General features: G+C 54.0%; 8 protein-coding genes. 1 reads left to right on the forward strand and 7 read right to left on the reverse strand.

Features of this window, described 5'->3' with window-relative positions; translation table 11 throughout:
* From C4318_08115 to C4318_08135, 5 genes are all read right to left on the reverse strand, one after another.
* Positions 1-963: hypothetical protein (locus C4318_08115; protein ID MER3455100.1), on the reverse strand; the 963-nt coding region annotated here is incomplete at its 3' end.
* Between the two features lie 297 nt (positions 964-1,260).
* Complete coding sequence (locus C4318_08120; GenBank protein MER3455101.1) at positions 1,261-2,643, reverse strand: MFS transporter; 1,383 nt, start codon at positions 2,641-2,643, stop codon at positions 1,261-1,263.
* Positions 2,613-3,569 carry an alpha/beta hydrolase gene (locus C4318_08125; protein ID MER3455102.1) on the reverse strand — a complete coding sequence of 319 codons (957 nt, stop codon included), beginning with the start codon at positions 3,567-3,569 and terminating at the stop codon, positions 2,613-2,615. The genes C4318_08120 and C4318_08125 overlap by 31 nt, the downstream gene beginning before the upstream one ends.
* A 98-nt stretch (positions 3,570-3,667) precedes the next feature.
* The gene (locus tag C4318_08130) at positions 3,668-4,984 is read right to left on the reverse strand and encodes a hypothetical protein (protein MER3455103.1); all 1,317 of its coding nucleotides are present in this window, start codon (positions 4,982-4,984) and stop codon (positions 3,668-3,670) included.
* 18 nt (positions 4,985-5,002) lie between these two features.
* A complete protein-coding gene (locus tag C4318_08135) occupies positions 5,003-6,232 on the reverse strand; it encodes an acyl-CoA dehydrogenase (GenBank protein ID MER3455104.1) in 1,230 nt (409 codons plus the stop codon).
* Positions 6,233-6,470: 238 nt separating this feature from the next.
* Between C4318_08135 and C4318_08140 the strand changes: the two genes are divergently transcribed.
* Entirely contained in the window at positions 6,471-8,129 is a 1,659-nt protein-coding gene (locus C4318_08140) for an FAD-binding oxidoreductase (GenBank protein MER3455105.1), read from the forward strand.
* A gap of 3 nt (positions 8,130-8,132) precedes the next feature.
* Here C4318_08140 and C4318_08145 read toward each other — a convergent pair whose 3' ends face one another.
* On the reverse strand, positions 8,133-11,984 hold the full coding sequence (locus C4318_08145; GenBank protein ID MER3455106.1) for a hypothetical protein: 3,852 nt from the start codon (positions 11,982-11,984) through the stop codon (positions 8,133-8,135).
* Complete coding sequence (locus C4318_08150) at positions 11,981-15,319, reverse strand: hypothetical protein (protein ID MER3455107.1); 3,339 nt, start codon at positions 15,317-15,319, stop codon at positions 11,981-11,983. Before C4318_08150 ends, C4318_08145 begins: the two co-directional genes overlap by 4 nt.
* Between the last annotated feature and the right edge of the window lie 74 nt (positions 15,320-15,393).

The raw sequence follows: 15,393 nt of genomic DNA on the forward strand, positions 1-15,393 counted from the left end.
GTAAAGCTGGAAGCCAGGGCGCAAAGATCCCTCCGTGCACACCCCTACAAGATCCGGGTTGCCGAACTTGTCCGCAAACTCGTCTAGTGTGTGGTCTACAACAACAGAGACGTTGTTGGAGTTGAGATTTGTCACATAGACCCTGTTGGTCTGGGGGTTGGTGGCGACTCCTTGGGGGCGAGACCCTACAGCAACCGTAGCTATTACGGTATTGGAAGAGCCATCTATGACAGAGACGTTGTCGGAGCTGAAATTTGTCACATAGACCCTGTTGGTCTGGGGGTTGGTGGCGACTCCTACAGGGCCAGACCCTACACCAACCGTAGCTATTACGGTATTGGAAGAGCCATCTATGACAGAGACGTTGTTGGAGCCGTAATTTGCCACATAGACCCTGTTGGTCTGGGGGTTGGTGGCGACTCCGTAAGGGCTGGTCCCTACAGCAACCGTAGCTATTACGGTATTGGAAGAGCCATCTATGACAGAGACGTTGTTGGAGCTGTAATTTGCCACATAGACCCTGTTGGTCTGGGGGTTGGTGGCGACTCCTCGGGGGCTAGACCCTACACCAACCGTAGTTATTACGGTATTGGAAGAGCCATCTATGACAGAGACCTTGTCGGAGTTGAGATTTGTCACATAGACCCTGTTGGTCTGGGGGTTGGTGGCGACTCCGTAAGGGTTGGTCCCTACAGCAACCGTAGCTATTACGGCATTGGAAGAGCCATCTATGACAGAGACGTTGTTGGAGCTTGAATTTGCCACATAGACCCTGTTGGTCTGGGGGTTGGTGGCGACTCCTACAGGGCCAGACCCTACAGATATCTGTGTCTCTAGGGTCGCTGCCTGTGCGCTCTGGATCCTCTGGGTTGAGAGCGGAAAGAGCAAGAGAGCCGCTGCTGTGGCAAAGAAGACGAGTCGAGCTCTTTTAGTAGGAGTTAGAGAAAAGCGCCGCCCGGTCATTGTGTCCTCCTTTTTCCGGCCTTACGCCTTGAGCTATTCCGCCCTCAGGAGTCAGGACCTAGAAAAAAGGAGGGGCCAAGCCCAGCTTTTCCCTTAATCGAGCTCCAAAGTCCTTGGGTGATCTAGCCCAATCAGGCCATTTTACACGAAAGCAATCTCAGCGCAAGACTTGGCCGGTTAACGCGCGTGCTGAGGCTCGATGTGAAGATAAGTTTCCGCCTATTTCTTCACAATAGGGCCTACATTTGGCTCAGCAGAAACTCGAAGAAACATGCCGTCGATAATGCTTTCTTTTGTTTAACTGAGGGGAGCACGTGTATCCTCAAGCTGAAAGTTGTTATCACTGGCAGTAAAGTGGTACGCGACAAGGGCGCACAATCCTGCGGAAGCTGCTCCAATAGCACCAGTCATAAGACCAGCTTTTGGACCAAAGTGTTCCGATATCCAACCTATTAACGGTCCACCTAATGGCGTCGACCCCAAAAAAGCAACAGAAAACAGTGCCAGCACTCTCCCTCGCATCTCAGGTGCCGCGGTGACTTGAAGCATCGAGTTCGAAACGGCCAAAAACGCTGCCGCGCCAGCACCTACCAAAAGCGCAACGATCGTCGCCGCCCTGAATCCCGGGGCAATCGAAAAAACCCCTAAAACCACGCCAAGCACTATAGATGAGGCAATGAGATGTTGCCTTTTAGGTCTTGATATAGATGCTACCAACAGTCCACCTGCCAAAGATCCAATACCTGACATGGCAATTAGCCCGCCAAACGAACCCGGTCCTCTCCCAAATTCATCGCGCACAAGAAGGGGTATAATGACTTGAAAATTGAACGCCAGTGTACCTACAACTCCGATCATTGCTAGGGGTATCCACAAATCTGGAACTGATACGACATAACGGACCCCTTCACGCAACTGGCCTCTCTTTTGCCCCACCGGTTCAACACGCTCTAGCTCGGATGGACGCATCCTAAGGTAAGCAACAAACGCAGCCACGTATGACACAGCATTGAAGAAAAAACATATTGAAGCACCCGACCTTGCAAGAAGAAAACCAGCTAGAGCGGGCCCTAGAACCCGGGTGGTGTTGATCATCACCGTGTTAAGACTAACGGCATTGGTGGCCTTTTCTACCCCCACCATCTCAGTAATGAAGCTCTGCCGCACGGGATTATCAAACGACTGAGCCAGTCCAAGTACAAATACTAGCGCGTACACATTAGCCAAACTCGCCTTGCCAACAGATGCAATGATTCCCATCATTGTGGCTGCAAATATTGCAAGCAGCTGTACTTTCATTAATAGCCTTCGCTTGTCCGTTCGATCAGCTACAACTCCTGCGTATGGTGCTAGCAGCATCATTGGAACAAATTGCAAAGCAAAAATACCACCCACTGCAGTACCAGAATGCGTGATATCCAAAATAAGCCAAGCTTGAGCGACAAGCTGCATCCAGGTTCCCGTAAATGAAATTGTCTGGCCTATAAGAAATAAGCGGTAATTGCGATTTTGAAGAGATACTAATAATGAGCTCCTGCTCTTTTGTTTGCTTTTAAAAATCACGGCATGTTTGTTCTCGACGATACTAGGGTCATCTTTTGCTTGACGAACGTGCTGCACAACATAGTCTGCATTCGGCACAGAACACTTCAGTTCCACCGAGCGGCCTCCGACAGCCACATAGGTAACTCCGAATAAATAAAATCCTTAGCTTCTTTAAGCATCGGCTCGAAATAAGGAAACATATGTGGCATTCGCTTCCACTCTACAAGTTCCGTATTTACACCAGCCACATCAAGTTTTTCTGCGAGCCGAACCGAGTCGTCTCTTAAGGTATCGATTTCTGCAGCATCCAGGCGAACAGGAGGAAGGCCTGCTAAATCGGCATAAAGTGGGCTTAACCTGGGATGGCCTCTTGGCTCGTCTCTAACATACGCTGATGCAAATGCCTCTGTAAGGGAAGGGTTGAGTATGGGGTCCTCGCCTGCTATTTGTTGCTGAGACGGGGAACTGTTAGTCAAATCGTACCACCCAGTTATGCCAAATGCAGCCCGTACTCGCTCGAAAACAATGTCGCTTGAGTCTTTCAAATGGACGACAGCAGATATAGCAAGATTAGCTCCAGCGGAGGTACCGCCTACGACGATTGACGTCACTGGGCCAAGCAGTCTCTCAGCATCCGCAGTTAGACACCACTTAACAGCATCTACAGCGTCGTCGTGCGCAGCCGGATAGGGGTGCTGCGGGGCAAGTCTGTAATCGGAAACTACCACTGGAGCCCGCAATGCGTCGGACAGTCGCAGACTCAGACCGCGTTCCGACTTGGATGACCCAATACAAAAACCTCCACCGTGAAAGTAAACGAGCACCCTCCCTCGCTGCGCATTTCGGGGGATTCGCACCACGGCAGTGTGTGCCCGGACCTTTATGACTTCCTCGTGGCATGGAGCTGGTGCGCCAGATCCGAAGAGAGAGTCTGCCGCCTCCAGGGCGGCACGCTGTTGTTCGAAATTCATCTCTTCAGTCTTGGCAATTGCTAGCGTCTCAAACAATTGCCTTATGGTCTCCTCGTCTGACATTGGCTCCTTTTGATATCTCTTAAACATTGAAATCTCCGATTGCTATGAAATCTGAATCGTCGCCGCTACGAATTGCAGATTGGCTCCACGATGCCATGACCGAGTAAGGGGCCCGGCAGCAGGTTCTACGTTTCTCCAGACTGTACTTCTCCCTGGTTTCGCACAGACTTTGCAGTCTGAGTCTGCTCAATATCACTACTTTTTATGCGAGTAATGACCCTGGCCTGTTCGAGACTCATCAGCGCCGCGATTCCTGCAAAAGCAAAAAAACAACTTATAAAGCCAAGTCTGTCAAGACCAACCTTGGCCACAACTGGCCCCGTTGTCTGGCCGAGCCTAGCCGATGAAACGAACATCGCCACTGACGTTCCTCTCAGTCCAGGGGGTGCCACCTCCGTTGCCCGGGCTTGCAAGGCAACAATGGACATTCCTTCTCCAGCTCCGCACATTGCGATTGCCGCAAGAGCTAAAAGTCTGCTACCCGCCTCCGATGCTATCGCCAAGCCCAACATTCCAGCCGAGTACGCTAAGAAGCCCATAAGTAGGATGTTTACGAACCCCACCCTCTGCTGAAGGCGCCCTCCATTACTCGACATGATCATGGAGAGCACAGAGCCTGCTGTTAGGAAAGCGCCTATCGTGAGAGCGCTAGCATGGAAACGCTCCTTGAGCATTACTGGGACTGCCGCCATAATCCCGCCGAATATTAAAAGGAAAAGCACGAAGCCGCGAAGCATGAGCCGCCTAAGGGCCGGCAATGAGAGAACCTCGGCAACGTTTGCAATAAAACCCTTCGGGAAGGACTCTCGTTTCCTAGATTCACCCATAAGCGACCCGTTCCTCTGGACTGTCGGCGAGGATCGAATGGATCCTTTCGTGTTAGGGAGAAGTACTGCGATACCTAGAGCCACCCCCAGAACACCCCAGTACGGAAGATATGCATGTCGCCAGTTTCTCGATGCCAACATCCCACCCAGAGTCGGAAAGCTTGTCGTTCCAACGGTGAGCACGGCAGCGTTGTACCCGATATAGCGGGTTCGCGTTATGCCTTCGAGTAGGTCTCCAAGCGTTACCACGACGAGATTTACCAAGCCTGCTGAGCCAATTCCCTGCAAAAGCCTGAGCATAAGGAGGATCTTGAAGTCCGGGGCAAACATGCAAGCCCCACCGGCCAACCCATGCAGGACGAGTGCTGGCGTCATAACCGCTTTGCGTCCATAACGATCCGCCAGATAGCCGATTACCGGCGCCGCTATGACTCCGGGAAGCGTGTAGATCGAGAGAATCAGGGCGCCGGAAGTAGGTGATACTCCCAACGATTCCGACATAGAGGGAATCGAAGGTGGAACCAGAGTCGGTCCGGATACACCTGCAAGCGTCACAGAGAATAAAAGGAAAAGTTGGGAGCGAGAAAGTCTTGGAGCGTTCGGGCGACAGGCCACTAAGCGTCTTCACCCCGTCTAACGCGTGCCTCCAGCTATGCTGCGAGTAGCCCGTGCCTCCTCTAGCAACGACCGGGCAATCGACATTCTGTGAACCTCTGAAGGTCCGTCGTAAATTCGAAACGCACGCACGTCGGCGTAGAACGCTCCAACCGGTGTATACCTTGTTATCCCTAAACCTCCGAGAATTTGAACTGCTCTATCGATCACCCTTCCAACTGCCTCAGCGACGTACACCTTGCACATAGAGGTCTCCCTTCGAGCCTGATCCCCCTGTGACAATCGCCACGCAGCATGGATGGTCATAAGTCGGGCTGCGTGCAAATCAATCCAGGAGTCTGCGAGCATCCACTGCACGGCCTGAAAATCACCAATGGGATGGCCGAATGCTTCGCGTTCTACTGCCCTCCGTGCGGCAATCTCGTAGCAACGTTGCGCTGCGCCGATCCACCTCATGCAGTGTGTGAGCCGTGCCGGGCCGAGTCTGAACTGCATGAGGGCAAATCCCTTGCCTCGCTCGCCCAACATTGCAGCTCGGGGAACGCGGCACTCCTCGAGGTCGACTTCGCAGTGGCCCCCCTGACCTACCGAGCCCACCACAGGAATCTTGCGCTTGACTACAAAGCCAGGGTTGTCTGAGTCGACTAAAAACAGACTAGTGCGGTCATGCGGTGGAGCACTTGGATCGGTCACGGCAGCAACAATCGCAAACGACGCTCCATAAGCTCCCGTGGTAAACCACTTCCTCCCTTGAATTACCCAATCGTCGCCGTCTTGCACCGCTATCGTTTGCATCATTGTCGGATCGGCGCCCGCTCCCGGCGCAGGCTCGGTCATCGCAAAGCAAGATCTCACTCGTCCCTCGACCAACGGAAGAAGGTAGCGTTGCTTCTGGTCTTCAGTCCCCCAGTGAAGAAGGAGGTGCATGTTTCCCTCGTCTGGTGCAGCACAGTGGAGGGCGAGTGGCCCAATGGGACTCCGCCCTGCCTCCTCGAAAAGGGCGCACATTCCGATAAATCCCATACCTTGGCCGCCGTACTCTTTCGGCATATGAGGAAGGTACAGACCTCTTTTTTTGGCTTCTGCTCGCAATCGATCAACAATTCGAGCCGTCGTATTTTCCTCCTCCTCCACGCCTCGTAGCGCTGCCTCTAACACTTCAGTTTCAGCTGGAATGACCGACTCCTCCACGAACGCGCGAACACGGTTCTTTAGCTCTCGAATCTCGGGGTCAAAATAAAAGTCCATGCGCTCCTCCGATCAGCGACTATCCCAGAATGGTCCTATCTCAAAAGGCGAATCCGACTGAACCTATTGTTGCTTCGGACACAGAAGCCAGGGAAAGTTAGGATGTATGCCAACTAGTTAGTCGCGTCGCGCGGTGCGCTCGTGTTCGCATCGCGGCTTGACTCCGACAGTCAGTCCCGAACCATTTCCAACTGCCTAAATACTCCAAAATGGATCCTGGCATGCCGCATACAAAAACATGAAGTCTGCGAAACGGAAGAGCTTTTGGGGATGGGGGTGGGAGGATTTTGCGCTCAACGACGATCAAGCGGGAAACATTGCCGCGGCTGCCTACGCGCGGATGCAAAAACGAAGCGGTGGCGAGAAGCCAGCCATCCTCCCGATCCCTAGACTCGAGGATATACGGCTACGTCCGCCTAGAATATCCCCACCCGAAAATCTTGCCCACCTCTTCACCGCCGATTTATACCAGCGAGCGTCTCACACATACGGGAAGTCCTTCAGGGATGTACTGAGGGCACTAGTAGGCAACTTTGAGCACGCCCCCGATTACGTCGCCATACCACGTAAAGATGCGTATGAAAAAGACCTCTTTGCAATCCTCGAGTGGTGTTCGCAAGCCCGTGTTGCGGCGATCCCATATGGGGGAGGCTCATCGGTAGTCGGCGGAGTTGAGCCTCTTGTATCGGAAGATTACGCTGGCACTGTCTCGATCGACTTGCGACTGCTTTCCGGGGTCGATGAGATCGACCACAAATCACGTGCGGCCTGCATACGAGCTGGGTCGCTGGGACCGGATATCGAGGATCGGCTAAGACCTCATGGACTCACCCTCCGACACTTCCCCCAGTCTTTTGAGTTTTCCACCCTAGGAGGGTGGATCGCGACTCGATCGGGAGGACACTACGCCACCCTTTACACTCACATCGACGAATTCGTAGAGGCCCTCGAAGTACTCACACCTCGTGGACTCGTAGTAACCCGAAGGCTACCCGGATCCGGAGCCGGGCCTAGCCCAGACCGCATGTTCATCGGGTCTGAGGGAACACTGGGGATAGTCACAAAAGCGTGGATGCGACTGCAAAGGCGCCCGACGTTCAGAGCTGCGGCAGACGTACGATTCAACGACTTCGGTCAGGGGGTGGAGGCAGTCCGTGTGATCTCTCAGTCGGGTTTGTATCCCTCGAACTGCCGGCTTTTAGATCCACTTGAAGCACTTCTTGGGGGCGGTGACGGAAAAGTATCGATTCTCGTGCTCGCGTTCGAGTCCGCTGATCATCCAGTGGAAGGACTCTTGCACCGCGCTATCGAGATCGCAAAAGAACACGGAGGCAAGTGTCCGCACGAAGCCGTCCGCATCCAACGTCCCGGCGACGAGTCGTCCGCAGCTACTGGTGGGGCCGCAGGCAGCTGGAGGACAGCCTTTTTACGAGCGCCCTACGGCCGAGACGCGCTCGTCCGCGCTGGATTTGTTACGGAAACATTCGAAACAGCTGTCACCTGGCAGAGCTTCTGGCAGATGCACGAGGCAATTATGGCGGCGGTGCAGGCTACAATCGATGAGGTCTGCGGGGATGGATGGATCGCTTGTCGATTTACTCATGTCTACCCAGATGGCCCAGCCCCCTACTACACAGTGGTTGCTACCGGACACGTGGACCCAATGTCACGCCTGTCTCAGTGGAAAGAGATAAAAGAGGCGGCCTCCGAGGCAATCCTCTCATTTGGAGGAACAATTTCGCACCATCACGCCGTCGGGCGCGACCACAGACGCTGGTACGAGATCCAGTCGCCGCTCCTGTATCGAGAGGCGCTTCGGGCTGCCAAAGCAGCTCTGGACCCCTCTGGCATCCTTAATCCAGGCGCACTAATAGATCCTTTGCCTTCTTCTGCGTAGCCTTCATCCTCTAGACAGAGGAGCCGCAGACTGCAACTCCTTTAGGATCCGATTCCGCTCATCTAAAAGCTCGATTGCTTTACCCCCAATCTCCTTCATTCGCTCATTTACATTGTCAATGTCAATCTCGGATGGGTCGTTGTCTCCCAAGAACAAAAGAGAGCATCTGACGACAGGGCGCCCAGTAGCGCGCCATAGGGCAAGCGCATATGCCGAGACCTGATAGCTGTAGTGCAAAACGAGCGTTTCTCGATCTCTGGCAGATTGGAGCGAGTCAGTCTTGTAGTCGGCAACGACGAGTCCGTCGTCTCTTTCGAGCACTAAGTCGGCATATCCCTCTATTGCCACGGCTTCATCGATCGGAGAACAGACGTAGACTTCCTTGAAATGCCGGCAAAACGCTGCCTCCTTGGGTGTGCGGAGTTGCAAAGCCTTTGTGACCAGATCAATAACCAATGACTGGGGAGGAGCTTGGGAGCCAAGAGTAAAGAGGGTCTCAGAAACGGCAGACAAAATCGCTCTTTCGGGAGCCGCCAAATCAGCGGTCAGATCGAGTCTAGCAAGCGCCTCGTGGACCGCCCTTCCAACGGCCAACGGGTCAACATGTCCCCGAGTTCCTGAACGTGTTCGACTGGAGCTTCCAAAATCATAGGGCGCCAAGAGCTGAGCCACCTCGGTAGCGGAGAAAATAGGGGGTCGCAGGGCAAGACCTCCTTGGACCCTGGGGAGAATTTGCAATGCGAGAGGTGTTGCTCGACGTCGATCATGTGAGGTGGAATCTCCATCTACCACATCGAGGGGGGGCTCCTCGGAACTGCTGTGTCTAGGACGATTCTCATACTTCATAGATGACGCAACAGCCAGAGAAACACGATCCCTGTCGGCGCGGTCCGCTTTTGTCGGAGTAAACGTTGGTTCCCACCGTAGACGGCCCCAAGAACGTTCTTCGTAGACTGGGTCTCCCTTCGCAACTTCGCTTTCTTCTATTCGTGGGAGCAGTTCAGCGATGGCTCGATCGACAGAGAAGCTTGATGGCTTTTTGTTTTTCTTGTAGCCCTTTGCATAACGGCTCACCACCAGATAGTCACGCGCTCGAGTAAAGGCAACATAAGCGAGGCGGACCTCCTCTTGAGCAGTTTGATCCTGCTTTGCTATTTGCAGCGAGGAAAAGCCTTCGGTCTCTATGCCAAGATCTTTTGCGCCAAGCCTCAGCTCGACAAAGTTGTCGCCACCAACGAGAACGTGCTGGGGCGGGACGCCAGAAGTCTTTATCGCCGTACCAATGGCAAAAACGATCGGAAATTCAAGGCCCTTGGCCCCATGAATAGTAAGCACTCGGACAGCATTCTCGTCGGGTCCTGCGAAGACATTCTTTCCTACCTCACTTCCTTCTTCCCGCATGATCTCCATCCAACGCAGATACTCCCGGATCGACCGGCCGCCTTCTTCGAAAAACCTACGGGCGTCGTCTATAAGTAGCCGGTAGCGTCGCCAGCGCTCCCTATAAGCCTTATCGAGGAGCGCTCCTTCCAAAATCCGTTGCGCCCTAAGAATCCGCTCTAGAAGTCGGGGCAGCGGGGTGTATCGGGACTCTTCGTGAAGGGACCTGATCATATCCATGCACGCGGCTACATACGCTTTACCTGTTGGCTTTCGACTAGCGTGACCGTCATTGTCAGATCCCGTAGAAGTTCTTGAGGGTTCTAGCCCAGATGTGTACTGCCAGCAACGGTCCGTATTACCGCAAGCTACGTAGTACTCCAGTAAATCTTGGTCGCTGCAAGCGAAGATCGAGGACTTGAGCGCTGCCACGACTGAAACCGCGTCGAACGGATCCTCTATGCACGCAAGAATAGTCGAGATGTCATGTGCTTCCTGTGTCGAGTACAGCAGCTCTCCTGTCTCCAGACGGTACGGGATCTCGTATTCCTCGAAACTCCTCTCGAGAGCTGCCAGCCAGGTCCTGCCCCTAATCAAGACAGCTATGTCGCTAAATCTTGGGTGATCCACAAAACCACGACCATCCGAAGCAATCCTCTCTACACGCCAGCCCCCTTGCCCGTCAGCCCCTGTCGCCTCCAGAATAAGCGAGGCGACATGAGACATCTCTTCGTCTCTCACGTGTTCTGCAGAGCCAAATCTAGGGCCGCCGATTACTATCACTCGGGGAGCGGTCACTGGCTCCAAAAGAGTGTCTGTGGACTGCTCCACTTCCTTTGCCACAGTTCTCGCTGCTAGAAGCGGGACGAACTTCACAAGGTTCTCAACGCCTGCGGGACTGAGTCCGCCGTGTTGACCGTCATTGTCACTCTTATCGGGTTGGCCTTCTGATCCCGTGTATTGCTGAGGGTTCATCTTTCCAGAGAAAGCAGTTGCAAAGACTTCGTTTACGAACCCCACGATCTCGGGATGACACCTAAAGTTCGCTTGGAGCTGGCGGACGTAGCTTGACCACCTATCGGAGATCCGCTTCAGCACCGCTGGCTCGGCGCCCCTAAACGCATAGATCGATTGCTTTATATCGCCCACCACAACGAGCCGCCCGTCAGGAGGATCGGGCATATGCTGGTGGGATAGAACGCACTCGTCACTGGTCCGACTCCCACCTGTCATTACGCCGGAACACAGCCCCATGAGCGAAAAAATGAGTAATACCTGCAAAGAGTCGGTGTCCTGGAACTCATCGACAAGAAAGTAAGAGTATCGGCTGGGGAGCCGTTGTCTAATGTCGGGGCGGGTTTCCACAAGCTCAAGAGATATCGCCAGAAGGTCGTCGTAGGTAAGCTCACCAGTAGCCCTCCTGCTACGCGCTTCCTCTGCTGCAAAGCGGGCCAGGATTCCGAGAAATGACTGCGCACAGCGCTGGCCGACTTGTCTGACCGCCTTATCTACGCACTCGGCGATATCCGCTACAGCAGTAGCTTGCGCTCCGGTACACCTCGATGTCCCCACGCTGTTCTTCAGTTTTTTTGTCAATTTGCTGAGCGCTCGCGCGTCAGCTATCAGCCTGTACAGCAAATCCTCAGATGGCTCTTCAGCCAATCCGTGCCGCAGTCGCTCACTGATGCGAATACAGGCAAGTGCAGCCGGTTGCGCGGTTGTTGGAAGTAGCAATTGGATATCGTCGTGCTCTAGAGCGGCGACTGCATCGATTGCTGTGTTCAAAATCCGCTTGATTTCATCGAGAACTGGGGCTAGACGTCCCTCACTGAACTTCCAGAGTGCATCTGCTTGCCATTCTCGGGGATCACCGTCGCCCCTAGAAGAGCCAAGTTGCTTGGGAAGTAAAAGGAGGGCCCAGCTCCGTAGCAACTGGCGAACAAGAGACGACGATTTATAGAAAGGATCGTAGCCGAGACCCAAGAGGATCGCATGGAGCACTCGCCCACTCTCAGTTGTCAGCACTTGAGTAAGATACTCTTTCCACCTCTCCAAAGCTCCCGCCAGATAAATAGCGGGGTCTTGTACGCGAAAGGCGACTGGCACGCCAGCTTGGAGCGGAAACTCGGTTAGAATAGACTGTGCAAAACTATGGATCGTTGAAATCTTCGCAGAATCCAGCCGAGCCAGTACGCTCTCTAATCGACGGCGTTTGGCAGCGTTGCTTGTCGCGCTGGCTTCGGCTGCTTTCAGAAGATTCTCTCGGAGCCGTTCTTTTAGTTCAAAGGCGGCCGCTTCGGTGAAGGTGATGGCGACCAAATTTTCGGGCTCGATTCTTTCCTCTATCAAACCGGTAGTGATCCGATCGACCACCAGCTGAGTCTTGCCGGTCCCAGCCCCAGCCATAACAACGTAGCTACGCTCTAAGCTCTCGGCGATCTCTAGCCGTATGTCGTGGTCCGGCGGCTGCGTCATTTGTCTTGCTCCGGTACAGTTGTGAGCTGGGTGTACCTGACAAATACTGGATCGTTCTCTTTCCTCTTGGCGATGCGTGCCCGGTCTTGAGTACAGACACGGTTGAAGTCGCAGGAATCGCAGTTTTCACCGGGGGAACGGTAACTTTCGGGACCAGGATTCGGAACGAACAGCCCGAAACGGATGCAGTCCACCATCTCCGCTAGAAAGTACTTGACTGCCTCGAGATCGGAGACATCAACACTTCCGGCGTATACGGTGTTCGCCGCCGAGGACAAGTCAATCTGCCAAATCATGCCCCGCATGCGTTTTGGTTGACAATCTTCGAGACGTGCCGAACACAACATGTATAGGGGAATCTGGAGGAATTTACCGCCAGCAAGCAGATCATTGATTTTCACCCCCTCAACGTCTTCGACCTCCTCGGGTTCTAAGGCATCCGACGCTTCGGTAACCTTGTGAAGAACCTTGCCGTACAAATTATGTTTATTAGAGGCGGACCGAGTGGACTTGAAGTCGACGACTACCAGCTCTTCGCCGTGCCCTACGCGGTCGATTCGGTCTGCTCGTCCCCTCACATGAACTTCGTGCCCGTCACGACCCACCACGATTTTCTCGTCAAAGGCGTACTCAAACTTCCAGGGTCGCTGGCCGAAGTTCATCTCGAGGCACTCCTGTACAGCAACAGCGTTTTCAAGGGCACGGAGCAGTTGAGGTTTGATCCTTTCGAGCGAAAAAAAGCCTCCCCCGGGTGCCGCATCCGAAAAGTATTCCTCGAAAACTTCGTCGATAATCTCGCCAAGGCTAGTAAGTCTCTCATCTAACCCTTGGGGACTCTTTTCGTCTGAAGCAAACAATCTATGCAGGACCTCGTGGATAGCACTTCCCAAGTCTTTGCCTTGCACTTCGGAGATGTCTTCGGGTCTGTCCAGGGAGGAGACTGAGAGCACCTGGCCGAGGAAAAACCTGTACGGACAGACAGCCCAGTGCTCAAGAGACGTTGGGCGTACTACATCGGTGTTCGGCACTCCGCCATTTACAGCGACAATGCCCCACCACTCGTTCACATCCCGAGACTCGAGAGCCTCGTGTCGGAGAGCGCGCCTTGCGAGAGATGGCTCGGAAGAGAAAAGGCTGCAGCGGGCAATGGGCACCCCATCTTCCAACTCTTCCAAGATCTCCAATAGGTTGGCTTCTTGCGCTTCGGCCGCTCCCAGCTGTTTTATCCCCGCCTCAAGCGAAGGAACGTACAGATGCCAGTCACCACATTTGCCAGAGTTTAAGTCCTCATTTCGAAGAAGGCGGGGCTCTCGCTTATTTTCGGTAACAGATTCTCCTTCCTCACTGACCTTTGCACGGGCATTGGCCATATCGAGGACCCACCATGAAGCATGTGCGAAGCGAGACTGACGCAAATCGACTATCGGATAACAAAGCACTCTGCGGCGGGCACTCGCCAGAAGCGTATACAGGCGAAGCCGTTGCTCTTGCGGGCTCGGCCCTCGCCTGGAAACCTCGGGCCGACCCAGAACCGCTGCTGCGGGGCGCAACAAGGAATCTTCCGATTCGGGTACAGGAAGTGCGCCCTCTTGCGCACCCACAACTACAACATGGCTCATTGCAGTCCCGGCGAGGTTGTGAAGGGGCCCGACGCCCAGACCTCTTGGCTTTTCTCCTCTATCCCACGGTTCCTCGAGCACTTCTTTGACTTCGGATACAAAGTCATCGAGCGTGACTTGGCCTCCTACCGCATCGAGCCGCGAAAGCGATGTCAATGCCGATACCACAGGTGTCAGGCCATCAACATCCCTCCCCAGCACAAGCGCTGCTCCTTCACGCGTGCCCGCCGCCGGAGCAAGAAGTTTGGTTACCAAATGAGCGATGGCGTCGACCGCCTCTGACCACGAAGGGAGCGATGGATCGTTCGGCTCCTGCGGCGGGGAGAAGCTTTTCGTCTCGAGAAATGCTGCGGGAACCGATGAACACAACATCTCGACGAAGGCGTGGGCAGCCTCGATTGCTGTTTCTCTTCTTGAGCCAGAGTTTATTGATTTTGCTCTGGAGGCCGAAGAATCTCGATCCTTCTCCAACCGTTCCATCCAGACACCAGGACCTGCAACAATCCCTTTCTCTCTGGAGAGCGCATCCCAGTACTCGGGTGTTATCGCGAAGCTTTGTCCGTTGAACTCGAAACGCCGAGCGCTGGGTGGCACGGCAGCGGCAAGAGAAATCACGGCATCCCGCCTAAAACCTGATTCCAAGACGAGAAGCAGCCTTTCGAGAACAGCTCCCGCGACTGTCTCGGAAAGCTTGGTTCGCTCAGAAGCCCAAAACTCGACTTCTGCCTCCTTCAAATAGTCGAACAGCATCTGTTCGTACGGTGAAATAGATGCGTAGGCAATGGCTATCTTGCTGGGATCCACTCCCTTCCTGACCCAACCCTGTGCTATCCGGATTGAGCTCCTGATCTCCTCCTCGGCATCAAAGGAGGTGCAAATTTCGACCAGGGGAGCAGAAGGGGGACTCGTACTGAAGTCATATTTTTCGACACAGGAAATTGCCTCGAGTCCTGCGATGCGATCGAGCACCGTCTCCAAGTAGCTATCTGCGTCAGGATCCCCCGTCGTGCCAGCTATCACATACTGAGGAGAAACTCTAGAAAGCGAGGCGATAAGTCTTTCTTCTCTGTAGCTGAGACCCATTGGTAAGTACCAGATAGGCACAGGTATATCTGTCACTGCCTTATCCTCGAGGGCCTTTTGGGCGGAGACAAATAAGTCAGCCGGAGAGAGATATTCAGCAGCTAAAGCTCGCTTGTACTCAAGAAATGCTTCGATCACCATCACGGTGTCATAGGGAATGCCATGGATCGCCGCGGCACTCACTAGATTTGTAAGTTCTTCTCTGTCGGCATACTCGTCTAGTCGCCTGAAGCTCTCCACAAGCGCGTCGATGCTTCGAGGGGACCGGAGCATCTCGGTCTGATCTACTCCCAGAAAACCGCTAAATCTTGATGGCCTCGCTCGCGATACTTCGTCGACTGCTTTCCTAGCGAACCACCGGCTCGTAGAGGTATCGAGGGTACGTCTCGATCCAGTGAGTCCGGCCATTCCAGCGAGGTGTGAGGCAAGGCGAAGCGACGTACCGAACATTACGTTGACGAACCCCCTCCGCGTTCCGATTGCCAACGCGCGACGAATAGAAATCTCTGCTTCTCTGGAGGGAGCAACGACGAAGACCGGACGAAATGCGTCATCATCCTTGCATTGCGCGATAACCAATGCCAGCGCTTCGAGGGACTTAGGTCCTACTGAGCACTTAATAATCTTTATCACCAACGCGCTCCTTTGTTGGTAGGCGGGCTATCATCATGTTCTCGTGCTCAATCCTATGCAAGGGGTACGACAAA

This window comes from Acidimicrobiia bacterium, from assembly GCA_040289475.1.
In the GTDB taxonomy this organism is placed as follows: domain Bacteria; phylum Actinomycetota; class Acidimicrobiia; order ATN3; family PSLF01; genus PSLF01.

Coding starts and splice junctions, on each gene's coding strand:
- C4318_08140 (MER3455105.1), top strand. CDS start 6,471: ATGAAGTCTGCGAAACGGAAGAGCTTTTGGGGATGGGGGTGGGAGGAT.
- C4318_08145 (MER3455106.1), bottom strand. CDS start 11,984: ATGACGCAGCCGCCGGACCACGACATACGGCTAGAGATCGCCGAGAGC.
- C4318_08125 (MER3455102.1), bottom strand. CDS start 3,569: ATGTTTAAGAGATATCAAAAGGAGCCAATGTCAGACGAGGAGACCATA.
- C4318_08135 (MER3455104.1), bottom strand. CDS start 6,232: ATGGACTTTTATTTTGACCCCGAGATTCGAGAGCTAAAGAACCGTGTT.